Genomic DNA, 26076 nt, shown 5'->3' with positions numbered 1-26076 from the left:
CACGCGTTGAGATTAAGAGCGGAGCCATGAACTGGCTCCGCTCTTTTGTTTTTGCGCTCAGCGTCGTCGCTCTCGCGGCCTGCGCGACGGCTTCCTCGCCTCCGACCAACGGCGCAGCGCCTGAAGAGATCACCATCCTCATCGGTATCGACGGCTTTCGCGCCGATTATCTGGATCGCGGCGAGACGCCCGTGATGTCGCAGTTGGCGGCCGAGGGCGTGCGCGGCTCGATGTCGCCGAGCTTTCCGTCCGTCACCTTCCCGAACCATTACACGTTGGTGACGGGCCGGACGCCCGATCATCACGGCCTGATCAACAATCGCATGGAGGATCCAGAGCGTCCGGGCGTTGTCTTCACGCTCAGCGATCGCGCGGTCGCGAGTGACCCGATCTGGTGGAACGACGCCGCGCCGATCTGGGTGAGCGCCGAGCGCCAGGGCGTGCGCGCGGGCACGATGTTCTGGCCGGGCAGCGAGTATGAAATTCAGGGGCAACGCCCTAGCCAGTATCGCGTGTTCGATCAGTCCATGCCGAGCTTCTCGCGCGTGGATGTTTTGCTCTCGTGGCTCGATCTGCCGGCAGAGCAACGCCCACGCTTCTTCACGCTCTATTTCGACATCGTCGACACGGCGGGCCATCGTTGGGGACCGGACGCGATCGAGACCAGCGCCGCCGCTGCTGAGGTGGACGCAGCGCTCGGCCGTTTGCTCGCCGGCCTGCGCGCGCGTGGTTACGCCGATCGCGCCAATCTTGTGATCGCCGCAGATCACGGCATGGCGCGACTCGAGCCGAATGCGATCATCGACGTCGATGCGCTCATCACGCCGGCGCAAGCGCGCGTGATCTTTGACGGCCAAATTCTTGGCGTGACGCCGCTGACAGGACAGGAAGCGCAAGTCGCGCAAGCTTTGGTGGGCCGCGGCGCCCATGGCGAGTGCTGGCGCAAAGGCGAATTGCCGGCGCGTTTCGATTTCGGCGCCCATCGTCGTGTGCCCGCGATCATGTGCATGGCCGATATCGGCTGGCGTTATCGCAGCACGCAGCTCTCGCAATACGGCGGCTCATCCCTCGGCGCGCACGGCTACGACCCAGACGCGCCCGAGATGGCGGCGATCTTCCTGGCGCATGGCCCCGCGTTCGCGGACGGCGTGACGCTGGCGAAGTTCCCTAACGTGTCTGTCTATCCACTGTTAGCGCGCCTCGCAGGCGTGGCGCCCGAAGCGAACCAAGGCGACATGGCTGATTTCAACGGCGCGTTGGCGCACTAAGCTCAAGCGGGCCGCCACAGGCAGGCGGTCCGTTTTCGTTTGACTCGATATTTATCAAATAGTAGAAATATTATCGCTGGGCTTAAGGAGGTCGTCATGTCGGACCTATATCGTCCCAAGGGTCTTTCGAGCGCTGTCTGCTACGTCGATCCGAAGGCCGCATTTCACTGGCTGGAGGAGGCGTTCGGCTTCGAGCCGTTGATGGTCATTCTCGATGAAAACGAGAACCTCGTGCATTCCGAGATGAGGTACGGCGAGAGCGTCGTCATGATCGGCAACGAATGGAGCGCCGATCACAAGAGCCCAAAATCGATGGGCGGCAAGAATACGCAGACTGTGCATGTGCAATTGGCGCGCGGCGAAGACGTGGATGCGCATTGCGAATGCGCGCGCAAAGCTGGCGCAGAAATTCTCCAGGCCCCAGACACGCAATTCTACGGCGATCGCACCTATCGCGCGCGTGATCCGGAAGGCCACATCTGGACGTTCGGCGTCACGCTGCAGGAAATGTCGCCCGACGAATGGGACAAGGCCGCTGGCGGCGGCATGAAGACCCAAACGCGCTTATGAGCGCCAAGCCGCGCACTGTGGATACGACCCTCGCCGCGCTGGCCGATCCGGCGCGGCGGCGCGTGGTCGAGCTCCTAGGTGAGCGCCCGCGCCGCGCTGGCGAGTTGGCGGATGCGCTGAGACTCCCGGCGCCGGCGATGAGCCGTCATCTGCGCGCGCTGAAGCAAAGCGGTTTGGTCGAAGAAACCCATCCTGAGTTCGATGCGCGCGTGCGCATCTACACGTTGAAGGCGGGGGCCATGAGCGACCTCAAGACATGGCTGGCCGAAACGGAGCGCCTATGGGCGCAGCAACTCGGCGCATTCAAAGCGCACATCGAAAAGAAGCGGAAGTGAGCGCCGTCATCGTCTCGTTGCGTGTGAAGGCGACGCCAGATGAAGCGTTTGAGGTTTTCACGCAGGAGATCGCCGCCTGGTGGCGGCCCAAGGGGCTTTTTCAGATTACGCCGCGCGGCGATGGCGTTCTGAGTTTCGAAGGTCAACAGCGCCTGATCACGACGCTGCCCAACGGCAAGGTCTTCGAGATCGGCAAGGTCACCGCATGGGCGCCCGGTGAGCGACTCTCCTTCACCTGGCGCCAAGCGACGTTCAGGCCCGAGCAGCAGACCGACGTCACAGTGCGGTTCGAGCCCGTGGGGGATGAGACGCGAGTCACCGTCGAGCACCGCGGCTGGGACGCGATTCCGCAGGCGCACGTGGCTCGGCATGGCTTCCCTTTAATGGTGTTTCAGCAGCGCCAGGCCGAACATTGGCGCACGCTTCTGGCGCGCTTCGGCGAACGTCTGCCCGCGGTCTGAACTTCGCCACGTTTCGGCCATGCGGCGGGGCATGATCCGGCCCGCAAAACGAGGCTGAGTCATGAAAATCACCCGGGCGGGTTTGCTCAAAGCGTCTCCCTTTATCGCGCTGGTCGCGGGCTTTGCCGGCGGCGCACTGGCTATCGCGCCGATCGCCGACACCATCCAAGCGCCAGCGCAGCAGCAAGCGAGCGGCGAGCCGATGCTGCAATTGGTGCAGGCTGAGCCGCTGGTGCGCGCAGCGCCCAGCAATCGCGGCGAGGTGCAGCTTTCGTTTGCGCCGGTGGTCACACGCGCAAGCCCCGCAGTCGTGAACGTCTATGCGCAGCGTGTCACCCGCGCTATGTCGCGCGATCCGTTCTTTGGCCGCTTCAGCGCCCCGCGCGTCGAGCAATCGCTGGGCTCCGGCGTCATCGTTCGCAATGACGGCATCATCGTCACCAACAACCACGTCATCGAAGGCGCGCAATCGCTGAAGGTCGTCATGGCCGACCGCACCGAATTCGACGCCGAATTGCTGCTCGCCGACCCACGCGTGGATCTCGCTGTGCTGCGCATCAACACCGGCGGCGCGCGTCTGCCGACGCTGCCGTTCGCGGACACGCAGAACAATCTGCAAGTCGGCGATCTCGTGCTTGCCATCGGCAATCCGTATGGCCTCGAACAGACAGTCACGAGCGGCATCATCTCGGCGCTTGCGCGCACTGATGTCGGCATCTCCGATTATGCGTTCTTCATCCAGACCGACGCCGCCATCAATCGCGGCAATTCCGGCGGCGCGCTGGTGGACATGAGCGGCTCGCTCGTCGGCATCAATAGCGCGATCTTCTCCGAGAGCGGCGGCTCCAGCGGCATCGGCTTCGCCATTCCGGCGGAGATGGTGCGCCGTGTGGTGGAATCTGCGGTTTCTGGCGGCACCAGCGTGGTGCGCCCTTGGCTCGGCGCTCGATTGCAGAACATGACCCAAGAATTGGCGCGCTCGATGGGGCTGCCGCGGCCCGAAGGCGTGCTGGTCACGGACCTCTACCCGCGCTCCGCTGGCGAGCGTGCCGGCTTGCGCAACGGTGACGTCATACTTTCTGTCGCGGGCGCCTCGGTTCGCGACGACGCTGCTGTTCGTTATCAGTTCGCGACCCAGCGCCCGGGATCGCGGGTGCCGCTCACGGTGCTGCGCGACGGACGGCAAGTGACGCTCACCGCCAATGCCGAAGCGCCTCCAGGCGGCTCCCCGGAAGCGCGCGAGCTGCAGGGACGCCACCCGTTAGCTGGCGCGCGGGTGGTCACGCTCACACCGGCGACGGCTGAGGCCTCGGGCCTCGACCCATTCGCGGACGGTGTCTTCATCCAAGCACTCGATCGCCGCGGCGTCGCCGCCCGTATCGGCTTCCGTCCGGGCGACATCATCGACGAGATCAACGGCCAGCCGATCCGCGACGCCGCCCAACTCGACCGCGCGATGACGCAAGGCCGATCATGGGTGATTGGCGTGGAACGCAACGGCCAGCGCGCTACGATCCGATTCTAAAGACGACTTAATTGCCGCCGAGCATTCCGGCGCCGCTTGAAGTGCGGGTTCCGAAATTCCGCACCGTGTCCCGGGTGGCCTCCTCGCGTTCGTCATCGATTGGCGTGCAAATCCGACGCGCCAGGCGCTGACCCGTCGGCGCGCGACGCTCGCAACGATATTGCGGGGCGTCATTGGTGGTTTCCGCAGCCGGAGCCGTCGCGTCCGCGGGCGCTTCGGCTGCAGCAGGCTCAGCCGGGGCGGTCGGTGGCGCGATCGGTTCGGCGAGAACGGCCTGCATCAAAAGTATGGCGAGGATGTGCATCGGAGGCTCCACGAGAAGACGTTGAGCGGAACCGTAATCACCGCTTCGCGGCTCGCCAAGTGGTTGTGTTGGCCGCCTGAGCGAAAGCGCTTCATTGTGACCCGGGCGAACCAGCGGATTGATGCTATCTAAGGCGGAATGTCTGATTTGTTCGCCGCCGCCGGCCTGGACCAGGGCGCGCCCACGCCTTTGGCAGAGCGCTTGCGCCCGCGCAAACTCGGCGAAGTCGTCGGCCAGGACCATTTGCTGAAACCGGAAGGGCCGATCGGGCGGATGGTCGGCCAGAAGCGGCTCGCGTCCATGATCCTCTGGGGACCGCCCGGCGTCGGTAAGACCACGATCGCACGGCTGCTGGCGGAAGAAACGGGGCTGGAGTTCCAGCAGATTAGCGCCGTGTTCTCGGGCGTCGCCGACCTGAAAAAGGCGTTCGAGACCGCGCGGGGACGCCGCGCCTCAGGCAAATCGACATTGCTGTTCGTGGATGAAATCCACCGCTTCAATCGCGCCCAGCAGGACGGCTTCTTGCCGTACGTGGAGCAGGGCGTGGTGACGTTGGTGGGCGCGACCACCGAGAACCCAAGCTTCGAGATCAACGCTGCTTTGCTCTCGCGCGCGCAGGTGTTTGTGCTGAAGCGCTTGGATAGCGACGCACTGGAAATGCTGTTGCAGCGCGCCGAGGAATTGCTCGGAAAAAAACTGCCGCTCACAGACGACGCGCGCATCGCCTTCACAAATCTCGCCGATGGCGATGGCCGGTACATGCTGACGCTGGCGGAGGAATTATTTGCGCTGAAGGCGGTGCAATCGCTCGACCCGAAAGCGTTGGGCGAATTGCTGCAGAAGCGCGCGCCGGCTTACGACAAGGATCGCGAGGAGCACTACAATCTCATCTCAGCGCTGCACAAAAGCATACGCGGCTCCGATCCGGATGCGGCGCTCTATTGGCTGGCGCGCATGGTCGACGGCGGCGAGGATTTGCTCTTCATCGCGCGGCGCCTGGTTCGCGCCGCGGCGGAGGACATTGGTCTCGCCGATCCCACCGCGCTGTTGATTGCCAACGCCGCCAAGGACGCTGTGCATTTCATTGGCCCGCCGGAAGCGGAGTTGCACCTGGCGCAAGCTGTGATCCATCTGGCGACCGCGCCAAAATCGAACGCGGCCTACACCGCTTGGAAGCAAGCCAAAGCCGCAGCCCAAGACACTGGCGCGTTGGGCCCGCCCATGCACATCCGCAACGCGCCGACAAAGCTCATGAAGGAGCTGGGCTACGGCGCGGGCTACACTTACGACCATGACGCCGAGGGCGGCTTCTCCGGTCAGAATTATTTCCCCGATGAGATGAAGCGCCGCGCGTTCTACAAACCGGAAGGCCGAGGCCGCGAGGGCGCGATCAGGGAACGCCTCGAGCATTGGGCGAAGATCCGCGCGGAGCGTAAGGAATGAGGGCCGCGGCAGCGCTGGCGCGCAAGATCAATGATGCGAGTTACATCGTCGTCTTCACCGGCGCCGGTATCTCGACGGAAAGCGGCATTCCCGATTTCCGCAGTCCGGGCGGCGTGTGGAGCAAGATGAAGCCGATCATGTTTCAGGACTTCGTGCGCTCGCGTGATGCGCGCCGCGAGGCCTGGACGCGCGTATTCAACCGCACGGCTGGTTGGACCGGCGCGCAGCCCAACGCCGGCCATCACGCCGTCACCACGCTGCTCAAAGGCGGCAAGGTCAAATCCATCATCACGCAGAACGTCGACAATCTGCATCAGGATTCCGGTGCGCCCGAGGACGATGTCATCGAGGTGCATGGCAACGCCTCTTACGCCAAGTGCTTGGAGTGCGGGCAGCGTTATGAGCTCGCCGAGCTGGAGCCGCGCTGGCGCGCAGCCGAAGAAATCACCTGTACGCTATGCAACGGTCTGCTCAAAACCGCGACCATCTCCTTCGGCCAACCCATGCCCGAAGAGCAAATGGCGCGCGCGACGTGGCATGCTGAGCGTTGCGATCTCTTCCTTGTGCTTGGCTCATCTCTGGTGGTTTTTCCCGCAGCAGGGCTACCGCTGATCGCCAAGGAGGCTGGCGCGCGCCTTGCGATCGTGAACCGCGATCCGACCGATTTCGATCGTATCGCCGACCTGTCGCTGCAAGAGGAGATCGGACCGCTGCTCACTGAGACATTGGCGTTGCTGAAATGAGTAAGGAGGGGTGAAATGTCGCGCCAGATGACGCTGGTTGAGAACGTCAATCACCCCGGCAAGACCGAGCGTGTGGACGCCGTAAAATACGCCGCTGCGCGCACCGCCATGCTCAAAGCGCTACCGAAGAAGCCGCCGGGTATGACGCAGCACGAAATGATGACGGCCATGCGCGATGCGCTCTCCTTGGAAACATTCCCGGGAACCACCACGACGTGGTGGACGAAGACTGTACAACTCGATTTGGAAGCCAAAGGGCTTGTGGTGCGCGAAGCGACGAAACCATTGCGATGGCGCCGCGCGTGACTCTCTCCTCGGCAGACTTTGAGTACGCACGGTCGCTTCTGATCCATGAAGACGCGCACGTGCTCGTCTTCAACAAACCCGCTGGCCTCGCGGTGCAGGGCGGCTCCGGTGTCACGCGCAGCCTAGAAGACTTGCTTGGCGCCTTCGCCAAATCGAATGGCAAGCGGCCGCATTTGGCGCATCGCCTCGACCGCGAGACCTCCGGCGTGATCGTCGCTGCGCGCACGAAGCCGGCAGCAGCCTTTCTGTCGGAAGCCTTCGCGAGCCGCGATGCGCGCAAAACCTATCTCGCGATCGTCTGTGGCGGCGCGCCGGAGCCGGCTGCCGGTGAGATCAATGTCGCGCTCAAAAAATCCTCACGCCGCGGCCTCGACATCATGGAGGTCGCCCGTGACGGCCAAAGCGCGCTGACGCGCTATCAAACGATAAGCGCCATCACTGCCGCCGCGCTGGTGGAACTTCACCCCGAATCCGGCCGTATGCACCAGCTTCGCGCACATCTGGCGGCGATCGGCCGCCCCATCGCCGCTGACGGCAAATATGGCGGACTCTTCAGCCTCGGCGGCGTCGAAATCCCAAGCCTGATGCTGCATGCGGCTGCGCTCGATCTCCCGCATCCGACGGGCGGACGGCGCACGTTCGAAGCGCCGCCGCCGCCTGCCTTCCAGAATGCGCTCCAATCACTTGGCCTTGAGCAGGCGCGCGCCTGATCTACCTGCTAGGATGTCCCCGAGGGATTCCAGCAAGGAGCGCTCCCATGCTTAGACACGTCCTGATTGTCGCCGCCGCGCTGGCGCTGACCGCGTGCGCCTCGACGCCCACGTACACGCCCGCCACGCGCGCAGGCGCTGCCGGCTATTCCGAAACCGCGATCGAGTCGAACCGCTATTTCGTGACCTATCGCGCGCCGGGCGCAGCGGACGCAGCGCTCGTGCAGGACTACGCGTTGCTGCGCGCCGCTGATCTCACATTGCAGAATGGGCGCGACTGGTTCTGGGTCGATCGCCGCACGCTCGATGAAGACACCGCTGCGCGGCGCTCCGGACCGAGTGTCGGTGTGGGTATTGGTGCTGGTTCGTGGGGCGGGCGTAGCGGTGGTGGCGTAAGCGTTGGCGTCAATTTGCCGATCGGCGTTGGTTCGTCACAACAACGCGCGCAATCGGCGACGCTTGAAGTGCGGTTTGGCGAGGGCGTGAAGCCGGACGATCCGAATGCGTATGATGCGCGGTCGGTCGCCGCGAACATTCGCGCAAGGCTCGCGCCCGCTCAATGATGCAGGTGTTGCTTGTGGCCCTTGGCGGGGCGTTGGGTTCGGTCGCGCGCTACGGCGTGGGCTTTGCCGCGGCCCGCTGGCTCGGACTCGGTTTTCCGTGGGGGACGTTGACGGTTAACATCGTTGGCGGTCTCGCCATGGGGCTCCTGGCTGCGCGCATCGGACCCGGGCAGGAAGAACTGCGTCTGCTCCTTGGCGTAGGCATTCTGGGCGGCTTCACCACGTTTTCGGCGTTTTCGCTGGAGACGGTGCGGCTTATGGAGCAGGGACCAGCGCAAGCCATGCTCTACGTGTTGGCCTCGCTCATCCTGAGCGTGGGCGCGTGCTGGTTGGGTTATAGTTTGGGGCGCATATGAGGTCGGTCGAGACCGTCGAAGTGGGCGAAGACGATGGCGTGGCGCGGATCGACCGCTGGCTGCGCCGCCGCTACCCGCATCTGACACAAGGCCAGGTCGAGAAGATGATCCGCACTGGCCAAGTGCGGGTCGATGGCGCGCGCGTGAAGGCGTCCGATCGCGTGTCGCCCGGCCAGAGCGTTCGCATTCCTCCGATCCCGGAAGCGGCCGAACGAGCGCCGCCGAGCGGGCTCTCGCGCAAGGACGAGGACTTCATCCGCTCGCTCGTGCTGCACAAGGACGACGACGTCATCGTGCTGAACAAGCCGCACGGCATCGCCGTGCAAGGCGGCGCGAAGACGCTGCGCCATATCGACGGCATGCTCGATGGCCTGAAGTTCGAGAACGAGAAGCGCCCCAAGCTCGTGCATCGCTTGGACCGCGACACGTCCGGCTGCCTCGTGCTCGCCCGCCATCCGCGCGCGGCGGCGTTTCTGGGTGAAGCGTTCCGCGATCGCGATACGGATAAGATCTATTGGGCAATCGTCGTCGGCAGCCCGCGGCCTAAGATTGGCGAGTTGCGCTCATGGATGCGTAAAGCGCCCGGCGCACACGATGCGGATCGCGAGATGATGCAGCGCGCCGTGCAATGGGACGAAGGCGCGGTGCACGCGATCACGCAATACGTCGTGCTCTCCGAGGCGGCGGGCCGCGCGTCGTGGGTGGCGCTGCGGCCGGTGACGGGGCGGACGCACCAATTGCGCTTCCACATGGCCGAGATGGGCCACGCCATTGCCGGCGACCCGAAATACAAATGCGATCGGCCGACCCCGAACGATCTGACCGGCGCGCTTTTGCTGCATGCCCGCGCGCTGCGCTTGCCGCACCCATCCGGCGGTGAGCTGAAGGTCATCGCGCCGCTTGCGCCGCACATGGAAGCGATCTTCGATCTGCTGGGCTTTGACGAGCGCGACGCCAAAGACCCGTTTGAACCCTTCGAGGGCGCTCGATGAATACGGCGGAGGCCTCCGCCATCGCCTTGGCCAGTCGCGAATTGCTGACCCAAGGCGACGCGGAGGGCGCGGAGCGTTTGCTCGCGCCGGTGCTGAAGACGCTGAAGACCGACGCTGAAGCGCTGCATCTGATGGGACTGATCAAGAAGGCGCGCAATCAGCTCGAAGAAGCCGAACGCCATTTCCGCAGCGCCGTGGCCCACGCGCTAGGCGAGGGCGCCTACTACAATGATCTGGGCGTCGTCCTCCAGGCGCGCGGCAATTATGCCGAGGCCGTGCGCATTTATCGCGCCGCCATCGCGCTGCGACCGGAAGTGACGATGGTGCGCATCAATCTGGTGCAGTGCCTGTTGGCGTCTGGCGAAATCGCGGAAGCGGAGCGCGAAGCGCGCACGTGCGTGCACGCCGAGCCGAATGCTGAAACCTGGACGCTGCTTTCTCAGGTGCATCGTCGCCAGGAGAAGTTCGAAGAATCGCTGAACGACGCGCTGGCCGCATTGCAGTGTGGGCCGAAGTTCAGGGGCCTCCGCTACAATTACGCCAACGCCCTGGAGCGCATCGGACGCATCAAAGAAGCGCTCGATATTTATGAGAGCCTGGCCAAGAAGGATCTGGATTCCGCCGATCTCGCGCACAATTACGCGCGCACGCTCTATGCCGAGGGTCGCAAGAAAGAAGCCGAGGCGGTGATCGAGCAGGCGCTGGAGCTCTGGCCTGCGTCGCACCCGCTCTACAGCACGCTTGCGCGGATGCGTTTCCTGCGCGGCGAAGGCGAAAACAGCACCGCACCCTTGGAAGACGCGTGGGCCAACCGGCCGAGCGACATAGGTCTGCGCTTGGTGATCGCGGATTCGCTGCATCGCGCCGGCTTGCGCGAACGCGCGCGCGACACGTTAGAGCACGCCATCCGCATGGCGCCCGATACGCCGGCCTTGCTGAGCGCCTATGGCATTGTGATGGATGAGCTCAACCAGCCGGAAGAGGGGCTGAAGGCGCTCCGCCGCGTGGCCGAGCTCGCGCCGCAATCGCGCAGCGCCCAGCGCAATCTGCTTTCGACATTGCTGCGCGCTGGGCGTCCCGACGAAGCGTTGCACATCGTCGGTGCGCTGCGCCAAGAGGATCAGGACGAGCAATATCTGATCGCCTGCGAAGCCGTCGCGCTGCGCATGACCGGCGACGCCTTCTATCCGACGATCTGCGACTACGATCGCTTTGTGCGCACGTACGAGATCGCGCCGCCGCGCGGCTATTTCACCGCTGAGAATTTCAACACGTCTCTGGCGGACGTGCTGCGCGCGCAGCATCGCGGCGTGAACCCGCTCGATTATCAAATCCCGAACGGCTCGCAGACCAACCGCAATCTGCTTCACTCGCCGGACCCCGCCATCAAAGGCTTCCTGAATGCCGTCGAAGGTGCGGTGCGCGATTACATTTCGCGCCTCAAGGCCGAGCCGCACCATCCGTTCCTGCGTCGCACGCGGGAGCGTTTCCGTTTTCAGGGCCTTTGGTCGGCACGCGTGCAGAAAGACGGCTATTTACCCAATCACGTCCACGATAGGGGCTGGATCAGTTCCGCGTACTACGTCGCCATCATGCCGCCAGAGCGGCCGAAAGACGTGCGCAATGGTTGGCTCAAATTTGGCGAGCCGAACAAGGCGCCGTCCAATTGCGGTCCGGAGAAATGGTTGGAGCCCAAGCTGGGGCAATTGGTGCTCTTTCCTTCCTATATGTGGCACGGCACGTCTGCGTTCGAAGGTCCAGAGCGCCTGAGCGCGGCCTTCGACATCGTCCCGAGCTGAGATCATGGAAACACCTGTCATCACGTACCCGCGCAAATTCTACGAGCACGCCTGCGTCATCGAAGCGGACGGCGGCTTTGCGCTGAAGCTGGATGAGCGCCGCCTGAAGACGCCGAAGGGCGCGGCGTTCGTCGCGCCCACGCGCGCGCTGGCCGACGCGATGGTCGATGAATGGAACGCGCAAGGCGAACACATCATCCCCACGCGCATGCCGCTCACGCAATTCGCCTTCGCCGCGATCGATGCGACGGCGTCCAAGCGTGAGGAGGTGGCCGACTACATTGCCAAATTCGGTGAAACCGATCTCTGTTGCCATCGCGCCGCGTCGCCAGTTGAACTCGTCGCGCACCAGGACGCGCATTGGTCGTCGCTGCGCGATTGGCTGCATGCGTATGTCGGCGCCGATCTGCCCGTCGTCACCGGCATTCTGCCCGCTGACGTGCCGCAAGGTGAGCTGGCGAAACTGCGCGCCGCCGCACTCGCGCTGGACGATTTCCACCTCACCGCACTCGCGCAAGCTACGGGCCTTGGCGGCTCCGCCATCATTGGTTTCGCGGTGCTGCATCAGAAAGTGACGCCTACGGCAGCTTTCGAAGCGGCAGCACTCGACCATCTCTGGTCGCAACAAAAGTGGGGCGCCGATGCGGAAGCTCAGGCGCGTTTGGCGCGACAGAGGGCCGAGTTCGAGGCCCTTGCGCGCTTCGTGGCGGCTTTGGCCTAAACCGCGTCAGGGCGCGGGCTTGCGGCAGCGCAACATGGGCGTTACCCCGATGCCGAATGCATCTGCGGGAGCGCCAACGCCCATGAAAGACATCATCGAAACCCTTGAAGCCAAGCGTGAAGCCGCGCGTGCGGGCGGGGGCGAGAAGCGCATGGCGGCGCAGCACGCCAAAGGCAAGCTCACCGCGCGCGAACGCATCGAACTCCTGATGGACGAAGGCTCGTTCGAAGAATTTGACATGTTCGTCGAGCCGCGGCCCAACGATTTCAGCAAAGCCGATCAGAACATCCCTGGTGACGGCGTCGTCACCGGCTGGGGCACGATCAACGGCCGTATCGTCTATGTATTCTCGAAAGACTTCACCGTTCTCGGCGGTTCGCTCTCGGCCACGCACGCGGCGAAGATCGTCAAAGTGCAGGACATGGCGATCAAGAACGGTGCGCCGATCATCGGCATTTTCGACGCCGGCGGCGCCCGCATTCAGGAAGGCGTGGAATCTCTAGCCGGCTACGCCGACATTTTCATGCGCAATATTTTGGGCTCGGGCGTGGTGCCACAGATCAGCGTCATCATGGGGCCATGTGCTGGCGGCGACGTCTATTCGCCGGCGATGACCGACTTCATCTTCATGGTGAAGGACACGAGCTACATGTACGTCACTGGCCCCGAGGTCGTGAAAACGGTGACGAACGAAATCGTCACGCACGAAGAACTCGGCGGCGCGCGCGTGCATGCGTCGAAATCCGGCGTGGTCGATGGCGCGTTTGAAAACGATTTCGAGACGCTGACGCAGATGCGCCGTCTGATCGACTTCCTGCCGCTGTCGAACCGCGAAAAGCCGCCCACGCGTCCGCACTATGACGACGTGACGCGAGAGGATACCTCGCTCGATCGCTTGATCCCGGATAATCCGAACAAGCCCTATGACATGAAGGAGCTGATCGAGAAGGTCGCCGACGAAGGCGATTATTTCGAGATCGGCCCTGAGTTTGGCAAAAACATCATCACCGCGTTCGCGCGTCTCGACGGCTCCACCGTCGGCATTGTCGCCAACCAGCCGATGACGCTGGCCGGCGTGCTCGATATCGACGCCAGCCGTAAAGCCGCGCGCTTCGTGCGGTTCTGCGACGCCTTCAACATTCCAATCGTCACCTTCGTGGACGTGCCGGGCTTCCTGCCGGGCACGCGCCAAGAACTCGGCGGCCTGATCAAGCACGGCGCCAAGCTCTTGTTCGCCTATGGCGAAGCGACGGTGCCGAAAGTCACGGTCATCACGCGCAAAGCTTATGGCGGCGCCTATGACGTGATGAGCTCCAAGCATTTGCGCGGCGACGTGAATTACGCCTGGCCGTCAGCTGAAATCGCGGTGATGGGCGCCAAGGGCGCGGTCGAGATCATTTTCCGCGCCGACATCGGCGATCCCGACAAGATCGCGGCGCGTACCAAGGAATATTCCGACCGCTTCGCCAACCCGTTCGTGGCCGCCTCGCGCGGCTTCATCGACGACGTGATCATGCCCCGCGAAACCCGCAAACGCATCGTCCGCGCCCTGATGACGCTCAAGAACAAGAGGCTCGAGAACCCCTGGAAGAAGCACGACAATATTCCGTTGTGAGGGTGATTGAGCGTGGCGTTTAGACGCCGTTCGCAGTCGCGCGTACGTGCCTGCATGAAGGAACCCTGATGAAGCGCTTGATCCTGGCCCTTGGCTTCGCACTCGCCGCCTGCGGCCAAACGGCGACGCCGCCGACGGAGAGCGCGCCGCGTGCGGCGGCGCCTGCTCCCTCGATCACGGGCACGTTCACGGCGGTCTCGACGACGGCGATGTCGATCACCGGCGATCTGGACGTGACGGCAGACGTGCTGAGCTTTGGTCGCGGCTTCCGCATCGAGGGCGCGCGCGTGGACGCAGCACTTGGCCCGACGAGCGAACTCGCGGCCGGTCAGGGCTCCTTCGCCGACGCCACCGGCAATCAATCGATCGAGACGATGGAATTGCGCCAGATCGCGCTGGTGCGCGTCGCTGCTGACGCGGCCGCGCCGCAATTGTGCGGCGACCAGACGCCGACCTTCGTTGTGCTGGCGCGTGGCGGGGATGCGCTCTCGGTGCTGGTGTTCTCTGGGATCGAACCACCGGGCGCGGGCGCCGCGGCGACGTCGCTGTGTGGTATCTTCAATTTTGTGCCGGGGTGACGCGACGAGCCGTGCTGACAAAGCGACGGGGCGGGGTCGGCATGGGCGCGCGGGACGCATAAATTCCGCTCATGCGCTTTGCATTCGCCGCTCTTTGTCTCGTTGTCGCCGCGTGCGGCGAAACGCGCGCTGTGCGCGACGAACCGCAGGCGGCGCGCGAACTCAGCGGCCGCTATGTCGCCGCGTCCGATACCGCGCGCTATTATACGGGTGATCTCTCGATCGAACGCGCGGGCTTGATGTTCAGCAAAGGCGCGATCCTTTACACGCGCACGCTTGAGCCACGCCGTGGCTACGATTTGACGGCGCAAGCCGGAGACTCATACGCCGCCATTGCAGTTGGCACAGCCGATCTGCACGTCGAATTGCGCCGCGTCACGGACGTCACGCTACGCGAAGGCGCGCCCAGTTTGTGCGGTGATGATCGGCCGGAATATGCGGCGCTGGTTTATGAAGAGCGCGCGACGCGTGTGACAGTGCTGGTGTTCACCGGCGAGGAGCCGCCCAGCTCTGCGGCAACGCAAAGCCGCCTCTGCGCCACGTTCGGCTTCAACGCGCCGCACGGCGCGCGCACGCAAGAAGGTGTGGTGCTCTAGTCCTGCGCTTTGCCGTACGGATTGGTCGGCTCGCCAAGCTCGTAAAACTCGGCGCCCTTCACCGTCTGCATTTGCAAATAGCGTTTGCCGATCTCGGGGTAGTCGACAACGTCGATCGGTTTGTCTTCGCCGCCCATCAGATAGATGCATTCTTCGTCAAACGTGTTGCGCAAGAGATGCGGCACGGACGGCGTGGCGAAGCCCATGAAGTCGCCGGGGCCGACCTCGGTTTCCTTGCCGTCGATCACCGCGATGGCGCGACCCGAGATCATGTAGATCCATTCCTCTTCGAGCATGTGCGCATGATAGGCGAAGCTATCCTTGCCAGGCGGCAGCTTCACGAGGCTCACATGTGCGCGGCTCATGCCGGCGAGGCGCGATAGGCCAGCTGCGCGGAAGAGCGAATTGGGATTGAGCTTTTGTGTGAAGGGCCGCAGCGCCGGTTGGATTTCGCCTGCGCGCCAGAGCGCTTTTTTCGACTCAGCCATGCTTCACCTCGTGGGCGGAGCATAGCGCGTTGCGATCAGAACTCGACTGGCTCGAATGTGCGCCATTCGCCGGCGAGCAGCAGCTCAAGCGGGCGGAATTGGGCTTTGTATTCCATCTTGTCGGAGCCTGGGATCCAATAGCCGAGATAGACGTGGCCGAAGCCCGCCGCGTGCGCCTGCTGGATGTGATCGAGGATCGTATAGACGCCCAACGAGCGGCGCGGCTCTTCGGGATCGAAAAACGAATAGACCATCGACAGCCCATCGCCGAGCACGTCGATCAGGGCCGCAGCCGCAAGGTCGCCCTTCTTGGGGCCGTCGCTGTAACGATATTCGACGATGTGCGTATGCACCGCCGTTTCTTCCACCATCGAGGCATAGTCGGAGAAGGTCATGTCCGCCATGCCGCCCTCGGCGTGACGCGAGGTGAGGTAGCGGCGCAGCAGCCAGAATTGTTCGTGCGTGGCTTCCGCTGGTTTCAGCGCGCGCGTGAGATCGGCGTTGCGCGTCATGATCTTGCGCCAGCGGCGATTGAACTCGAACCGCTCCACCGGCACGCGCGCCGAGATGCATGCGTCACAACTTTCGCATGAGGGGCGATAAGCAATGTTCTGCGAGCGACGGAAACCTGAATTGGTCAGCACGTCGTGCAGGCCCTCGGCATCGTAGCCATCAAGCGCGGTGAAGACTTTGCGCTCACGCTTGCCCGGCAGATACGGGCACGGCGATGGCGCTGTCAGAAAGAACCTGAGGTTCTTGGTCGGAAACGGCTTGGTCACGCGATATCCATCGTCGCCGAACCTTGCAGATCGTCAAGATAGCGCACGCATTGCGCCGCACCGTGCTTAACAAAGCCTTGCATCGTAAGCTTCATTTCTGTTCCGCGCTTAAAATGTGGTGAGACACGCGGTTTACATCTCCAAACTGGGGAAAAGTCTGCTACGGTAAGTCATCTGCCGTTCGGTTGGGGGAACGTCCGGCCCGAAACAGAGGAGGGCGCCATGGCGCAACCTGTGACGGCCATACTCGCGCGCCAGGAAGAGCTGGAGCGGAGAGCACGCCAATTCACTGGCGACGCCAACGAGTCTGCGTTGCTCGTTGGCCGCATTGTCGGCCGAGCCTTTGACGAGTTCCACGACGGCGTGCCCGAAGAGGTCGTCGCCCGCGCCATGCAGCGCGAGCTCGACCGCATGATCGAGCAGCTACGGATTTCCGCGCGCGCTTAGAGGTGCTCGCCGCGTCCGAGTGGATCGGGCAGGGGCTCGCCGTCGGCGACGAAGTTCAGCGACGCTGAGTTGATACAATAGCGTAGGCCGGTGGGGCGAGGGCCGTCTGGGAAGACGTGGCCCTGGTGGCTATCGCAACGCGCGCAGCGGGTCTCGACGCGGCGCATGCCGTAGGAATTGTCCTCGATGCCGACCACGTGCGCCGGATCGACCGGCCCCGTGAAGCTCGGCCAGCCCGTGCCGCTCTCGAACTTAGTGTCCTGGCGGAACAGCGGCAGCCCGCAGAGGCGGCAGCAATACACACCGGACTTCTTCTGATTGAGCAGGCCGCCGCAGAATGGCGCCTCGGTGCCGTGATGCAGCAGAACACGGCGTTCTTCGTCGTTGAGATCAGCTTCCAAGCGCAGGCGGTCGCTGTCGCTGGGGGGCGTGAGATCGAAACCGGATTGGGAAAGGGTCATGGGATTTATCCTGGGGAGCGGACCCCAATTCGTCCAGACCAGGGCGCCGGTTACACCACCGTCTCGCGGTCGCCGTAGAGCTTGGCCAGATGCGCCATCAGGCTTTGGGCCCCTGCGCGGATTTGCTCGTCCGTAAACTTGCTGGCGCGCAGGCGCTTGGCGGCGTCGGCGATACCCTTCGGCTCGATGCCGAGCTTGCGGCGATGCTTCTTGGCGATGTGCTCGATCAGCATGTCGGCCTTCTCGACCGACGGCCCCATGATCGGCTTCAGCGTTTGCTCCAACTCACGCACCAGCGGGTCGCCCTTGCGCTTCGGCGCGACCTTCTTCTTCGGGAGAGCGGCGGCGAGGAGCGCGCGGTCCTCGCTGGTGCGGATGAGAGCGAAGAGCTTCTTCAGTTCAGCGCGCGATCGGCCTTTGAAGGCGGTGCGCAGCAATTTGGTTTGGGTCGCGTCGAGCTTCATTGCGCGCGCCTCAGAATGGCGGCGGCGGCGTTGGTCAGCGCTTCCTTTGCGGGCCGGCCGCCGACGCGCATCATGGCGGTGACATTGATCGGGTTGGCAGCCAGGCGATCGCTCGGCGCCGATTTGAGCACGGCCGAATAGGGGATTTCCTCAGCCAGCAACGCACCGCTGAAGAAGGGCGCAGCGCTAATCTCGCCGCGCGTCAGCGCGTCGGCGTCGCCAGTTTCGCCAGATCGGGTGCGGTCGTTCACCCCGTTCAGCAGCACTGAAAACTCCGACGACCGCAAGGCCCTGCCTCTTACTTCGCGAACCACGTGCTCGAGCATGTTCAAACCGGTGAGCGAATATTTCTCCGGCCTGACAGGGGCGATGATGTGATCGGCCGTGGTGATGGCCAGGCGCGTTAAGAACGTGGCGCAGGGGTTGGAATCGATGATCACGGCGTCATTGCGCGCGCGTAGCGCCGCCACCAACGCACGGAAACGCAAGAAGGCGGCAGCCTTATCCTGGTCCGAACGTGTATCCAGGGTGAACTCAAACAGACGCTCGTCGCCGGCGACCAGTTCGAAATTGATGTCCTTGTCTTTGCCCTTGCGCGCCCGGTTGAGCGGAATGGCGATGCCGCCCAAATCCTGCGCCGGCACGCTATGATCTCCGCGGGCATTCAGCACGCCATAAATGGTGTGATTGCGATCGCGGATTCGGTGGCGTTCGCCGGGCGACAAGAAATACTGTGTCAGATTGTGCTGCGGATCGAGATCGATGAACGCGATCGAGCGCTTATTCGCCAAGTGCGCCGCCGCAAACAGATTGGCCGCCAGCACGGTCTTGCCGACGCCGCCCTTGATGTTGAGCATCGTCAGCACGCGACCGCCGCTTTTTGCCGTGCGCGCGGCGTCGGCGATCTTGGCGAGCGCCTCGACGCCCTGGCCCAGCAGAACGGCGTGGCTAGTGTCGAGTGTGGCGTGAATCCAGGACTCATTGGGCAGATCGTCCGTCTGCGCGATGACGATCGGGCGACCATTGTTGAGGGCGGCGGCGACCTCGCGCTGCAGCCACTGGCTCTCAGCGCTCGCGCGCGACGCGAGCACCACGAACAAATTGGATTCACCAATTGTCTGCACCAAAGCGGGCAGCTTCTCGGCTTGTCGCAGATCGCCACTCGACGGCGTCACCGTCCAACCATTGCGTTCGAGTTCGGCGGCGATGGCGCGCGCCTGGTCCTCGTCGGCCTGTTCGAAGGCGAGATACGCATTCGCCATAAGAATTTAACCACCCCTGTTGGCGACCCTAAGCGGGCGCATTACGCCTTGTCCATGCGACCCCACAACCGGGGGTGCACAGGGGAACCCCGCCCCAACGCAAGAATTGCCGAGACATGCCTGAGCCGCTCCTGATCGAAATGTTCCAGCGCCTGGCGATGGCGCTCGGCATTGGCTTCATGGTCGGGATCGAGCGCGGCTGGCGTCATCGCGACGCGCCAGACGGTTCGCGCGCGGCTGGTTTGCGGACGCATGCGGTCATCGGCCTCAGCGGGGGCATGGCCGGGGCCATGCTGCCCGCGCTCGGAGAGATCGGCTTCGCTGCGCTGACTTTGGCGTTCGCGGCGGCGTTCATCGTGTTCAAGGTCCGCGAGAGCCTGAAAGACGACGACCTCTCCGTGACGGGGACGATCGCTGGCCTACTGGTCTTCGCTCTAGGCGCCTATTCGATGTGGGGCGATCTGCGTATCGCCGCCGCCGTCGGCGTGACGCTCGTGGCGCTGCTCGCGTTCAAGGACGCCCTGCACGGTTGGCTCGACAAGATCACCTGGAAAGAGCTGCGCTCGGCGCTGATCATTTTGGCGGCCACGGCAATCGCTCTTCCATTGCTGCCCGACCGGACGGTCGATCCATGGCAGGCCATCAATCCGCGCGAGCTTTGGTTGCTCACCATTCTCGTCGCGGGGGCATCGTTCGCGGGCTACGTGGCTGTGCGCGTGCTGGGCAGCGACGTTGGCGTGCTTGCCGGTGCGGCGGCCGGTTCGCTTGTCTCGTCGACTGTGGTGACGGCGGAGCTCGGCCGCCAAGTGCGCAAGGGCGAGACGCACGCGTCAGTCGGCGGCGCCGCCGCTTCAATCGCGGCTGCGATCAGCGTGAGCCGTGTCATCATCCTCCTCGCGATCACGGCGCCGCCGCTACTGCGGGAGGCCGGGCCCGCGCTCGGCGCCGCTGTTTTGGCCTTTGCTGGCGCGGCTTTCCTGATGCGCGGGCTCAAGAAAAATGGGACTGGCGGCGGCTCGATGGAGAAGCTTCGCAGCCCGCTCGATCTCGTCTCTGTCGCGCAATTCGCGGTCTTCTTGGGCGCGGTGATTATCGTTGGCCGCATCGTGGCTGAGACCTTCGGTGAAGCTGGCTTGTTGCCGTTCGCGGCCACAGCTGGCGTGGCGGATGTCGATGCCGTGACGCTCGCGGCGGGAAGCCTCGTGCGCGGCGGGCTCGAAGCAAGCGTCGGCGCACACGCCGTGATGATCGCCGTGTTGATGAACACGTCGGCCAAGGGCGGCATCGCTTTGGTTACCGGCGGCTGGCGTTACGGAGTGCTCTATTTTGGCGCAGCCTTTGCAGCGACTGCCGCTGCTGCGGCGGTGTGGTTCCTTGTGACGCCGCTTTTGGCGCCCATGTTCGGGTGAAGGGCCTCGCGCGGGCGGGCTGTCTTCGGTAGATTGCGAGCATTATGCAGAAATGGACCCCCGCCGGCTGGCGCTCAAAACCCGCCAAGCACATCCCGACCGATTACCCGGACGCCGACGCGCTCACGCGCGTTGAGCAGACGCTGCGCTCTTATCCGCCGCTCGTGTTTGCGGGCGAGGCGCGCAATTTGAAGGCGCAGCTTGGGCAGGTGGCCGAGGGCAAGGCGTTCCTGCTGCAGGGCGGCGATTGCGCCGAGAGCTTCAAGGAATTCCACCCCGACAATATCCGCGACACCTTCCGCACGCTGATGGCGATGAGCGTCGTGCTGACGTTCGCGGCGTCGCGCCCAGTGGTGAAGGTTGGTCGTATCGCCGGCCAATTCGGTAAGCCGCGTTCTGAGCCGATTGAGACCATCGATGGCGTGACGCTGCCATCCTATCGCGGCGACAACATCAACGGCATGGAATTCACGCCGGAGGCGCGCATTCCCGATCCGGAGCGTCTGCTGAAGGCTTACGGCCAATCGGCATCGACGCTGAACCTGATCCGCGCCTTCGCGAACGGCGGCTACGCTGATCTGCACAATGTGCATCGCTGGATGGTCGGCTTCGTCGCCGATAGCCCACAAGGCAAACGCTATCAGGAAATCGCCGATCGCATCTCCGAAGCGGTGGCGTTTATGGGCGCCTGTGGGATCACGCCGGAAAGCGTGCCGCAGATGAAGCACGTCGACGTCTATACAAGCCACGAAGCGTTGCTGCTTGGCTACGAAGAGGCGATGACGCGCGTCGATTCCACGAGCGGCGATTATTACGACACCAGCGCGCACATGCTCTGGATCGGCGACCGCACCCGCCAACTCGACGGCGCGCACGTCGAATTCATGCGCGGCATCAAGAACCCGATCGGCATGAAGTGCGGCCCGTCGCTTGAGCCGGACGATCTCTTGCGTTTGATCGATGCGCTGAATCCGGCGAACGAGCCGGGCCGCCTCACGCTCATCGCGCGCTTTGGTTCAGACAAGGTCGAAGCCGGCCTGCCGAAACTCGTGCGCGCGGTGGTGAAGGAAGGCCGTAGCGTCGTGTGGTCGTGCGACCCGATGCACGGCAACACGCTGAAGACGGACGGCGGCTACAAAACCCGCCCGTTCGATCGCATTCTCTCCGAAGTGCGTTCGTTCACGGACGTGCTTCCGGCCGAAGGCGCCTATCCGGGCGGCGTGCACGTTGAGATGACGGGCCAGCAGGTGACGGAATGCTTGGGCGGCGCGGCCGCTGTGACGGAAGGCGATCTCTCCAGCCGCTATCACACCCATTGCGATCCACGCCTCAACGGCACGCAAGCACTCGATCTGGCGTTCTTGATCGCCGAGCAGCTGCGCGGCGCCCGGACCAACGGGAAGCAGGCGAAAGCCGGGTGATGAAGTCGCTCCGTATCGCCGTGCAAATGGACCCCATCGAAACGATGGTGGTGCAGCGTGACACTTCGCTTGCGCTGATGATCGAGGCGCAGAACCGTGGCCACGAGACCTGGTGGTTCACGCCGAACGACGTGTTCTTCGATGCCGGCGTGGTGAAGGCGCGGGCGCGGCGCGCGTCGGTTAGTCTCAACGAAGCCAAGCACTACGAAAATCTCGAGACCGCGATCCGCGCGCTTGATGATTTCGACGTGATCCTGATCCGTCAGGATCCGCCCTTCGACATGGGTTACGTGTCGAACACCTATTTCTTGGAGCTGACCAAAGCGCGCGTGCTCAATCCGCCGCGCGCGGTGCGTAACATCTCCGAGAAGATGTCGATCATGTATTTCCCCGAACTCACGCCGAAGACGTGGGTGGGACGCGATCTCGATGCTTTGGTGGATTTCGCCAAGCGCTTCGATCAGGTGGTGCTGAAAGTGCTCTACCTGATGGGCGGCGACGGCGTGATCAAACTCAAGTCCAGCGATCCGGATTTCCGTGCGCGTGCTGGAAAATTCATGGACGCGGCGGGCCGCGAGCCGATCCTGGCGCAAGAATTCATGCCAGCCGTCAGCGGCGGCGATAAGCGCCTGTTCGTGCTCGACGGCGAACCATTCGGCGCCATCCGCCGCATGCCGCAAGGCGGCGATTTCCGCGCCAATCTGCACGCCGGCGGCATCGCCGAACCGGCTGAGGTCGATGAAAACGATCGTCGCATCGCCGCTGCCGTCGCGCCGCTGTTGAAGCAAGAAGGCATTCTCTTCGCCGGTCTCGACGTGATCGCCGGCAAGCTCATCGAGATCAACGTGACCTCGCCGACGCTGGTGCAAGAGCTGAAGCGCTTCACCGGTCTCGACCTGCCCAAAGCGTTTTGGGACAAGGTCGAAGGGCTCGCCTAAGCCGCCGCCGCGAACGCGATGATCAGCACCGCCGCCGCGATGTTGAGACCAAGGCCAACCGTGAGCATGCGCTTGAGCGTCAACAACCCTGACGAATAAGCGATCGCATTCGGCGCTGTCGCCACCGGCAGCATGAAGGCAAAGCTTGCGGCGATCGCCACTGGAAACGCCAAGGGCTGCAACGGCGTATCGGTCGCGCTGGCGACCGCAGCCACGACCGGCAACATCGATGTCAGCGTGGCGACGTTGCTGGCGAGTTCCGAGATCAGAATGGTCGCCACGACCAACACGGCGACGAGCCCAAGCGCGGAGACCCCGTCGAGCCCCGCGATCCAATCGCCGATCCAGCCGGCCAGTCCCGTGCTTTCCATGGCGCCCGCGAGCGAGAGCCCGCCGCCGAACAGCACGGCGATGCCCCAGGGAATGCGTTCGGCCGTCTTCCAATCCAAAAGCTTCTCTTCACGCGCGCGACCAGACGGAATGAAGAACAGCGCAAGCGCGCCAATGATGGCGATCCCGGTGTCCGTGAGCGCGCTAAGCCCTGGCAGTTCAACCAACAAGGTGCGGGTCATCCAAGCGAGCGCAACGAGCGCGAAAACAATGCCGATACGCAGCTCCGGCTGAGTCATGGGGCCAAGCGCTTTGAGCGCGTCTTTCACCACCGCGCCGATGGCGTCGAACTTGGCGTGCGCGGTGCGGCCAAACAGCGGCCAGCACAGGAAGAACCAGGCCAGCACCAGCATCGGCAAAACGAGCGGCAGCGCTTTCGCCATCCAGTCGATGAAGGCGATCGGCTCACCGGCGCGTTCGAAGAACGCGATGCCGATCAGATTGGTTGGCGAGCCCACCGGTGTGCCGACGCCGCCAATACTTGCCGCATGCGCGACACCGAGCGTCAGCGCCCCACCGAGCGCCATATCGGGCTTGCCATCGATGGAAAGCGCGCGCGCTGCGCCGATGGCGATGGGCGCGAGCATTAAGGTGGTCGCCGTGTTTGAGATCCACATCGAGATCAGCGCAGACGCGATCATAAAGCCCGCGACCAGCGCAATCGGGCGCCCGCCGGCTACAGAGGCAATCGAAAGTGCGATGCGCTCGTGCAGTCGCCAGCGTTCGACGCAGGCGGCCAAGATGAAGCCGCCGATGAAGAGATAGACGATCGGATCAGCGTAGGGCGCGGCGGCATCCTTCATGCTGCTTGCGCCAAGGAGGGGTAGCGCCGCCAGCGGCAGCATGGCGGTGGCGGCGATCGGAATCGCTTCCGTCACCCACCAGATCACCATGAGCGCCGCGAGCGAAACGACGCGCCAAGCTTCCACCGAGAGCCCTTCCGGCGGCGGCACGAGTTGAAGACCGATGGCGACGGCAGGGCCGAGGATGAGGCCGACCCAACGCCCGATCCGGCCGAATCCGGTTTCTTCGACTGCGATGTCAGTCTGGCTCACGAAATCCCCCCGCCGGCGTGACTCGCCGATCGCGGGCATCCTGCCCGCGGCGGGGGCGGCGTCAAAATGAGAAATGGTGCCCCAGGCCCGACTCGAACGGGCACGTAGTTGCCTACGGCAGATTTTGAGTCTGCTGCGTCTACCGATTCCGCCACTGGGGCATTGGGCCAACGGCGCGGGGCAGGAGCGTTAGAGCCCGCTGGCCAGACTGTCAATTTGGCAGGCTGGCTTTAACGCCTCGGCGGTAGGCGGAAGCTGACGGTCAGGTCCGCGCCGTGCTAGGGCGGGGCCCAGACGGTCCTCCGGAAGGCAAGCATGACATCCACGCCAGACACCGTTCGGGACGACCCGAGCCGAAGCTTCATCAGCGTGCTGCAAGCCATTGATGCGGGCGCTGGAGACGATGGCGTGCAGGTTTCGGGCATCGTCGATCGGCTCGACGAGCGCGCGTTTGGCCTTTTGATCCTGCTGCTGACCCTCCCGTGTCTGGTGCCGGGGCTGCCGGGGGCGCAGATCATCGCGATTGGCGTCTTCTTGTTGGCGCTCCAGGTCGTCATAGGCCGCAGCGAGCCCTGGTTGCCCGGCTGGTTCATGCGCGCGCACGTCAAGAAGAGCTGGATTTCCGCCATCGCCGGATTTGCAGACAAACGTCTGCGCTGGACCGAACAAGTGGCGCGACCGCGCTTGAGTTTTCTCACGACAGGACTTGGCGAGCGCCTCGCGGCCTTGATCATGGCGCTGGCCGCTGTGACCGTCATGCTGCCGATTACCAACACGATCCCGTCAATCGCCCTCACCTTGTTGTCGCTTGGCCTCATTCAACGCGACGGCCTGTTCACTCTGGCGGGCGCGGCTGTGGCGCTGGGTTGGATCACGCTGCTCAGCGCGCTCGTCGCAGGCCTGTTTTTCGGCGCCGGCTTTGCGGTCACCTTCGTTGGCGAGCATGCGCCTTGGCTGCTCGATTGGTTGGGCCGTTGAGTGCGGCTCGGCGCCACGGCGGCGCATGCCTGGTGGCAGGGTAGGGTTACGCATGGCTCTGATTGACCGTCTGCGCCCGATCTGGCCCGTGCTGGCCTTGCTGGCTTCCGCGGCCATGCTGGCGACGGCGCATGCCTTCCAGCGCTTTGGCGGCTTGCAGCCGTGCCCCATGTGCCTGGATCAGCGCAATTGGCATTGGGCCGTCGTTGGCGTGAGCGCGCTGTCATTCGCGGTGCTGCGTTTCCAACCGGGCCTCGCGCGCTGGCTCGCCGCGCTCATCGGTCTCGTCTTCATCGGCAGCATGGGTATGGCGCTCTACCACGTCGCCGTGGAGCAGCATTGGGTCGCCGCGACTTGTGACGCGCGCATCGATGTCAATGATCTCTCGTTCGATCTCGATGCGGAGGTCGTCGTGCCGAAATGCGATGAGATCGCGTGGCAGATGTTTGGGATTTCGATGGCCGGCTACAACGCGATCGTCTCCGGCCTCTTGGCGCTGGCGTCGTTCGCCATAGCTTTCCTGCCGGAGCGCAAGGCATGAGACCACATCCGCCAATGCCGGGCGAAAACGCCCGCGACCGCGAACTGGCTTCGATGATCCGCGTCGATCACGCGGGTGAATTTGGCGCCGTGCAAATTTATCGCGGCCAACGCGCCGTGTTCGAACGCATCCAAGGCAAACAACACGCCGCGCGTCTGATCGCGGAGATGGAAGCCGGCGAACAGGAACACCTGGCGACGTTCGATCGTTTGATCGCCGAACGCAATGTCCGCCCTACGATCATGGCGCCGATCTGGCGCGTCGCGGGCTTCGGCCTAGGCGCGGCCACAGCTTTGCTCGGCGAAGAAGCTGCGCACGCCTGCACGGAAGCCGTTGAGGACGTGATCGAAGAGCATTACGGGCGCCAAAGTGCAACACTCGACGGCGTCGATGATGAGTTGAAAGTTGTCGTCGATAAATTCCGCGAAGACGAAATGGCGCATCGCGACACCGCGATCGAGCAGGGCGCGCGTAACGCGCCGGCCTATCCGGTGCTCTCTGCGCTGATCAAAATCGGCTGCCGTGCGGCAATCCGCATCTCCGAAAAAATATGAGCGC

Annotated in this window: 31 protein-coding genes and 1 tRNA gene; 24 read left to right on the top strand and 8 right to left on the bottom strand. The window is 63.9% G+C overall.

All coding sequences use genetic code 11. From position 1 onward, the window contains the following. Window positions 1-26: 26 nt before the first annotated feature. The 5 genes from EPJ54_RS03250 to EPJ54_RS03230 all read left to right on the top strand — a co-directional run bounded on the left by EPJ54_RS03250 (window position 27) and on the right by EPJ54_RS03230 (window position 4159). Window positions 27-1268, top strand: coding sequence for an alkaline phosphatase family protein (locus EPJ54_RS03250; RefSeq protein ID WP_135210227.1), 1242 nt, complete (start codon window positions 27-29; stop codon window positions 1266-1268). 96 nt (window positions 1269-1364) lie between these two features. After that, window positions 1365-1838 (top strand): VOC family protein, encoded by a 474-nt coding sequence (locus EPJ54_RS03245; protein WP_135210226.1) that lies wholly within the window; start codon window positions 1365-1367, stop codon window positions 1836-1838. Further along, the gene (locus EPJ54_RS03240; protein WP_135210225.1) at window positions 1835-2173 is read left to right on the top strand and encodes an ArsR/SmtB family transcription factor; all 339 of its coding nucleotides are present in this window, start codon (window positions 1835-1837) and stop codon (window positions 2171-2173) included. The genes EPJ54_RS03245 and EPJ54_RS03240 overlap by 4 nt, the downstream gene beginning before the upstream one ends. After that, window positions 2170-2634: an SRPBCC domain-containing protein gene (locus EPJ54_RS03235; RefSeq protein ID WP_239590737.1), complete on the top strand. Its 465-nt coding sequence runs from the start codon at window positions 2170-2172 to the stop codon at window positions 2632-2634. Before EPJ54_RS03240 ends, EPJ54_RS03235 begins: the two co-directional genes overlap by 4 nt. Before the next feature lie 61 nt (window positions 2635-2695). After that, window positions 2696-4159: a Do family serine endopeptidase gene (locus EPJ54_RS03230; RefSeq protein WP_239590736.1), complete on the top strand. Its 1464-nt coding sequence runs from the start codon at window positions 2696-2698 to the stop codon at window positions 4157-4159. 7 nt (window positions 4160-4166) lie between these two features. On the opposite strand, the gene EPJ54_RS03225 is transcribed toward EPJ54_RS03230, so the two are convergent. Then, a complete protein-coding gene (locus EPJ54_RS03225; protein ID WP_135210223.1) occupies window positions 4167-4463 on the bottom strand; it encodes a hypothetical protein in 297 nt (98 codons plus the stop codon). A 138-nt stretch (window positions 4464-4601) separates the two neighbouring features. Here EPJ54_RS03225 and EPJ54_RS03220 point away from each other — a divergent pair, with 138 nt between their 5' ends. The 12 genes from EPJ54_RS03220 to EPJ54_RS03165 all read left to right on the top strand — a co-directional run bounded on the left by EPJ54_RS03220 (window position 4602) and on the right by EPJ54_RS03165 (window position 14885). Next, window positions 4602-5906, top strand: a complete 1305-nt coding sequence (locus EPJ54_RS03220; protein WP_135210222.1) for a replication-associated recombination protein A — start codon at window positions 4602-4604, stop codon at window positions 5904-5906. Further along, window positions 5903-6649 carry an SIR2 family NAD-dependent protein deacylase gene (locus EPJ54_RS03215; protein WP_135210221.1) on the top strand — a complete coding sequence of 249 codons (747 nt, stop codon included), beginning with the start codon at window positions 5903-5905 and terminating at the stop codon, window positions 6647-6649. The genes EPJ54_RS03220 and EPJ54_RS03215 overlap by 4 nt, the downstream gene beginning before the upstream one ends. Window positions 6650-6664: 15 nt before the next feature. After that, the gene (locus tag EPJ54_RS03210; RefSeq protein WP_135210220.1) at window positions 6665-6955 is read left to right on the top strand and encodes a DUF6958 family protein; all 291 of its coding nucleotides are present in this window, start codon (window positions 6665-6667) and stop codon (window positions 6953-6955) included. Next, complete coding sequence (locus tag EPJ54_RS03205; protein ID WP_239590735.1) at window positions 6952-7665, top strand: RluA family pseudouridine synthase; 714 nt, start codon at window positions 6952-6954, stop codon at window positions 7663-7665. Before EPJ54_RS03210 ends, EPJ54_RS03205 begins: the two co-directional genes overlap by 4 nt. A gap of 47 nt (window positions 7666-7712) precedes the next feature. Then, on the top strand, window positions 7713-8228 hold the full coding sequence (locus tag EPJ54_RS03200; protein WP_135210218.1) for a CC0125/CC1285 family lipoprotein: 516 nt from the start codon (window positions 7713-7715) through the stop codon (window positions 8226-8228). Then, window positions 8225-8584, top strand: a complete 360-nt coding sequence (crcB, locus tag EPJ54_RS03195; RefSeq protein ID WP_135210217.1) for a fluoride efflux transporter CrcB — start codon at window positions 8225-8227, stop codon at window positions 8582-8584. The genes EPJ54_RS03200 and crcB overlap by 4 nt, the downstream gene beginning before the upstream one ends. After that, window positions 8581-9576, top strand: a complete 996-nt coding sequence (locus EPJ54_RS03190) for an RluA family pseudouridine synthase (protein WP_135210216.1) — start codon at window positions 8581-8583, stop codon at window positions 9574-9576. Before crcB ends, EPJ54_RS03190 begins: the two co-directional genes overlap by 4 nt. Beyond that, a complete protein-coding gene (locus EPJ54_RS03185; RefSeq protein ID WP_135210215.1) occupies window positions 9573-11375 on the top strand; it encodes a tetratricopeptide repeat protein in 1803 nt (600 codons plus the stop codon). The genes EPJ54_RS03190 and EPJ54_RS03185 overlap by 4 nt, the downstream gene beginning before the upstream one ends. A 4-nt stretch (window positions 11376-11379) precedes the next feature. Continuing rightward, on the top strand, window positions 11380-12096 hold the full coding sequence (locus tag EPJ54_RS03180) for an ATP12 family chaperone protein (protein ID WP_135210214.1): 717 nt from the start codon (window positions 11380-11382) through the stop codon (window positions 12094-12096). Between the two features lie 82 nt (window positions 12097-12178). Next, the gene (locus tag EPJ54_RS03175) at window positions 12179-13711 is read left to right on the top strand and encodes an acyl-CoA carboxylase subunit beta (RefSeq protein WP_135210213.1); all 1533 of its coding nucleotides are present in this window, start codon (window positions 12179-12181) and stop codon (window positions 13709-13711) included. 68 nt (window positions 13712-13779) lie between these two features. Then, entirely contained in the window at window positions 13780-14289 is a 510-nt protein-coding gene (locus EPJ54_RS03170) for a hypothetical protein (protein ID WP_135210212.1), read from the top strand. A gap of 71 nt (window positions 14290-14360) precedes the next feature. Next, complete coding sequence (locus EPJ54_RS03165) at window positions 14361-14885, top strand: hypothetical protein (protein ID WP_135210211.1); 525 nt, start codon at window positions 14361-14363, stop codon at window positions 14883-14885. Here the strand turns inward: EPJ54_RS03165 and EPJ54_RS03160 are convergent. Together EPJ54_RS03160 and EPJ54_RS03155 are read right to left on the bottom strand one after the other, a co-directional pair. Next, a complete protein-coding gene (locus tag EPJ54_RS03160; RefSeq protein WP_135210210.1) occupies window positions 14882-15373 on the bottom strand; it encodes a cupin domain-containing protein in 492 nt (163 codons plus the stop codon). The two genes, EPJ54_RS03165 and EPJ54_RS03160, sit on opposite strands and share 4 nt — an antisense overlap. A gap of 35 nt (window positions 15374-15408) precedes the next feature. After that, the gene (locus EPJ54_RS03155; RefSeq protein WP_135210209.1) at window positions 15409-16152 is read right to left on the bottom strand and encodes an arginyltransferase; all 744 of its coding nucleotides are present in this window, start codon (window positions 16150-16152) and stop codon (window positions 15409-15411) included. Window positions 16153-16374: 222 nt separating this feature from the next. On the opposite strand from EPJ54_RS03155, the gene EPJ54_RS03150 reads away from it, so the two are divergent. Continuing rightward, window positions 16375-16599 (top strand): hypothetical protein, encoded by a 225-nt coding sequence (locus EPJ54_RS03150; RefSeq protein ID WP_135210208.1) that lies wholly within the window; start codon window positions 16375-16377, stop codon window positions 16597-16599. On the opposite strand, the gene msrB is transcribed toward EPJ54_RS03150, so the two are convergent. From msrB to EPJ54_RS03135, 3 genes are read right to left on the bottom strand one after another with little or no spacing between them, the layout of a single operon-like run. Further along, entirely contained in the window at window positions 16596-17060 is a 465-nt protein-coding gene (gene msrB, locus EPJ54_RS03145) for a peptide-methionine (R)-S-oxide reductase MsrB (RefSeq protein ID WP_135210207.1), read from the bottom strand. The two genes, EPJ54_RS03150 and msrB, sit on opposite strands and share 4 nt — an antisense overlap. A gap of 50 nt (window positions 17061-17110) precedes the next feature. After that, window positions 17111-17524, bottom strand: coding sequence for a hypothetical protein (locus EPJ54_RS03140; protein WP_135210206.1), 414 nt, complete (start codon window positions 17522-17524; stop codon window positions 17111-17113). Beyond that, on the bottom strand, window positions 17521-18786 hold the full coding sequence (locus EPJ54_RS03135) for an AAA family ATPase (RefSeq protein WP_135210205.1): 1266 nt from the start codon (window positions 18784-18786) through the stop codon (window positions 17521-17523). The genes EPJ54_RS03140 and EPJ54_RS03135 overlap by 4 nt, the downstream gene beginning before the upstream one ends. A 116-nt stretch (window positions 18787-18902) precedes the next feature. On the opposite strand from EPJ54_RS03135, the gene EPJ54_RS03130 reads away from it, so the two are divergent. Genes EPJ54_RS03130 through gshB form a run of 3 tightly spaced genes read left to right on the top strand, consistent with a single transcriptional unit; the run spans window position 18903 to window position 22554 of the window. Continuing rightward, window positions 18903-20195 (top strand): MgtC/SapB family protein, encoded by a 1293-nt coding sequence (locus tag EPJ54_RS03130; protein WP_135210204.1) that lies wholly within the window; start codon window positions 18903-18905, stop codon window positions 20193-20195. Between the two features lie 41 nt (window positions 20196-20236). Continuing rightward, window positions 20237-21616 (top strand): class II 3-deoxy-7-phosphoheptulonate synthase, encoded by a 1380-nt coding sequence (locus tag EPJ54_RS03125; RefSeq protein ID WP_420823031.1) that lies wholly within the window; start codon window positions 20237-20239, stop codon window positions 21614-21616. After that, the gene (gene gshB / locus EPJ54_RS03120; RefSeq protein ID WP_167755548.1) at window positions 21616-22554 is read left to right on the top strand and encodes a glutathione synthase; all 939 of its coding nucleotides are present in this window, start codon (window positions 21616-21618) and stop codon (window positions 22552-22554) included. The genes EPJ54_RS03125 and gshB overlap by 1 nt, the downstream gene beginning before the upstream one ends. On the opposite strand, the gene EPJ54_RS03115 is transcribed toward gshB, so the two are convergent. Beyond that, window positions 22551-23999 carry an SLC13 family permease gene (locus tag EPJ54_RS03115; protein ID WP_167755547.1) on the bottom strand — a complete coding sequence of 483 codons (1449 nt, stop codon included), beginning with the start codon at window positions 23997-23999 and terminating at the stop codon, window positions 22551-22553. The two genes, gshB and EPJ54_RS03115, sit on opposite strands and share 4 nt — an antisense overlap. A 74-nt stretch (window positions 24000-24073) precedes the next feature. Beyond that, window positions 24074-24160, bottom strand: a tRNA-Leu gene (locus EPJ54_RS03110). Between the two features lie 154 nt (window positions 24161-24314). Here EPJ54_RS03110 and EPJ54_RS03105 point away from each other — a divergent pair. The 3 genes from EPJ54_RS03105 to EPJ54_RS03095 are packed head-to-tail and all read left to right on the top strand — an operon-like array spanning window position 24315 to window position 26072. Then, window positions 24315-24977 (top strand): exopolysaccharide biosynthesis protein, encoded by a 663-nt coding sequence (locus EPJ54_RS03105; protein WP_135210200.1) that lies wholly within the window; start codon window positions 24315-24317, stop codon window positions 24975-24977. Between the two features lie 52 nt (window positions 24978-25029). Beyond that, on the top strand, window positions 25030-25518 hold the full coding sequence (locus EPJ54_RS03100) for a disulfide bond formation protein B (protein ID WP_167755546.1): 489 nt from the start codon (window positions 25030-25032) through the stop codon (window positions 25516-25518). Continuing rightward, a complete protein-coding gene (locus EPJ54_RS03095; protein ID WP_135210198.1) occupies window positions 25515-26072 on the top strand; it encodes a demethoxyubiquinone hydroxylase family protein in 558 nt (185 codons plus the stop codon). Before EPJ54_RS03100 ends, EPJ54_RS03095 begins: the two co-directional genes overlap by 4 nt. The last annotated feature ends 4 nt before the right edge of the window (window positions 26073-26076 follow it).

Origin of the sequence: Vitreimonas flagellata (genome assembly GCF_004634425.1) — a bacterium.
GTDB lineage: Bacteria > Pseudomonadota > Alphaproteobacteria > Caulobacterales > Aquidulcibacteraceae > Vitreimonas > Vitreimonas flagellata.
The sequence above is the reverse complement of the archived record's forward strand: the minus strand, read 5'-3'. Positions and strand labels throughout refer to the sequence as shown.

Coding starts and splice junctions, on each gene's coding strand:
- EPJ54_RS03250 (WP_135210227.1), top strand. CDS start 27: ATGAACTGGCTCCGCTCTTTTGTTTTTGCGCTCAGCGTCGTCGCTCTC.
- EPJ54_RS03245 (WP_135210226.1), top strand. CDS start 1,365: ATGTCGGACCTATATCGTCCCAAGGGTCTTTCGAGCGCTGTCTGCTAC.
- EPJ54_RS03240 (WP_135210225.1), top strand. CDS start 1,835: ATGAGCGCCAAGCCGCGCACTGTGGATACGACCCTCGCCGCGCTGGCC.
- EPJ54_RS03230 (WP_239590736.1), top strand. CDS start 2,696: ATGAAAATCACCCGGGCGGGTTTGCTCAAAGCGTCTCCCTTTATCGCG.
- EPJ54_RS03225 (WP_135210223.1), bottom strand. CDS start 4,463: ATGCACATCCTCGCCATACTTTTGATGCAGGCCGTTCTCGCCGAACCG.
- EPJ54_RS03220 (WP_135210222.1), top strand. CDS start 4,602: ATGTCTGATTTGTTCGCCGCCGCCGGCCTGGACCAGGGCGCGCCCACG.
- EPJ54_RS03215 (WP_135210221.1), top strand. CDS start 5,903: ATGAGGGCCGCGGCAGCGCTGGCGCGCAAGATCAATGATGCGAGTTAC.
- EPJ54_RS03210 (WP_135210220.1), top strand. CDS start 6,665: ATGTCGCGCCAGATGACGCTGGTTGAGAACGTCAATCACCCCGGCAAG.
- EPJ54_RS03200 (WP_135210218.1), top strand. CDS start 7,713: ATGCTTAGACACGTCCTGATTGTCGCCGCCGCGCTGGCGCTGACCGCG.
- crcB (WP_135210217.1), top strand. CDS start 8,225: ATGATGCAGGTGTTGCTTGTGGCCCTTGGCGGGGCGTTGGGTTCGGTC.
- EPJ54_RS03190 (WP_135210216.1), top strand. CDS start 8,581: ATGAGGTCGGTCGAGACCGTCGAAGTGGGCGAAGACGATGGCGTGGCG.
- EPJ54_RS03185 (WP_135210215.1), top strand. CDS start 9,573: ATGAATACGGCGGAGGCCTCCGCCATCGCCTTGGCCAGTCGCGAATTG.
- EPJ54_RS03180 (WP_135210214.1), top strand. CDS start 11,380: ATGGAAACACCTGTCATCACGTACCCGCGCAAATTCTACGAGCACGCC.
- EPJ54_RS03175 (WP_135210213.1), top strand. CDS start 12,179: ATGAAAGACATCATCGAAACCCTTGAAGCCAAGCGTGAAGCCGCGCGT.
- EPJ54_RS03170 (WP_135210212.1), top strand. CDS start 13,780: ATGAAGCGCTTGATCCTGGCCCTTGGCTTCGCACTCGCCGCCTGCGGC.
- EPJ54_RS03165 (WP_135210211.1), top strand. CDS start 14,361: ATGCGCTTTGCATTCGCCGCTCTTTGTCTCGTTGTCGCCGCGTGCGGC.
- EPJ54_RS03160 (WP_135210210.1), bottom strand. CDS start 15,373: ATGGCTGAGTCGAAAAAAGCGCTCTGGCGCGCAGGCGAAATCCAACCG.
- EPJ54_RS03150 (WP_135210208.1), top strand. CDS start 16,375: ATGGCGCAACCTGTGACGGCCATACTCGCGCGCCAGGAAGAGCTGGAG.
- msrB (WP_135210207.1), bottom strand. CDS start 17,060: ATGACCCTTTCCCAATCCGGTTTCGATCTCACGCCCCCCAGCGACAGC.
- EPJ54_RS03140 (WP_135210206.1), bottom strand. CDS start 17,524: ATGAAGCTCGACGCGACCCAAACCAAATTGCTGCGCACCGCCTTCAAA.
- EPJ54_RS03135 (WP_135210205.1), bottom strand. CDS start 18,786: ATGGCGAATGCGTATCTCGCCTTCGAACAGGCCGACGAGGACCAGGCG.
- EPJ54_RS03130 (WP_135210204.1), top strand. CDS start 18,903: ATGCCTGAGCCGCTCCTGATCGAAATGTTCCAGCGCCTGGCGATGGCG.
- gshB (WP_167755548.1), top strand. CDS start 21,616: ATGAAGTCGCTCCGTATCGCCGTGCAAATGGACCCCATCGAAACGATG.
- EPJ54_RS03105 (WP_135210200.1), top strand. CDS start 24,315: ATGACATCCACGCCAGACACCGTTCGGGACGACCCGAGCCGAAGCTTC.
- EPJ54_RS03100 (WP_167755546.1), top strand. CDS start 25,030: ATGGCTCTGATTGACCGTCTGCGCCCGATCTGGCCCGTGCTGGCCTTG.
- EPJ54_RS03095 (WP_135210198.1), top strand. CDS start 25,515: ATGAGACCACATCCGCCAATGCCGGGCGAAAACGCCCGCGACCGCGAA.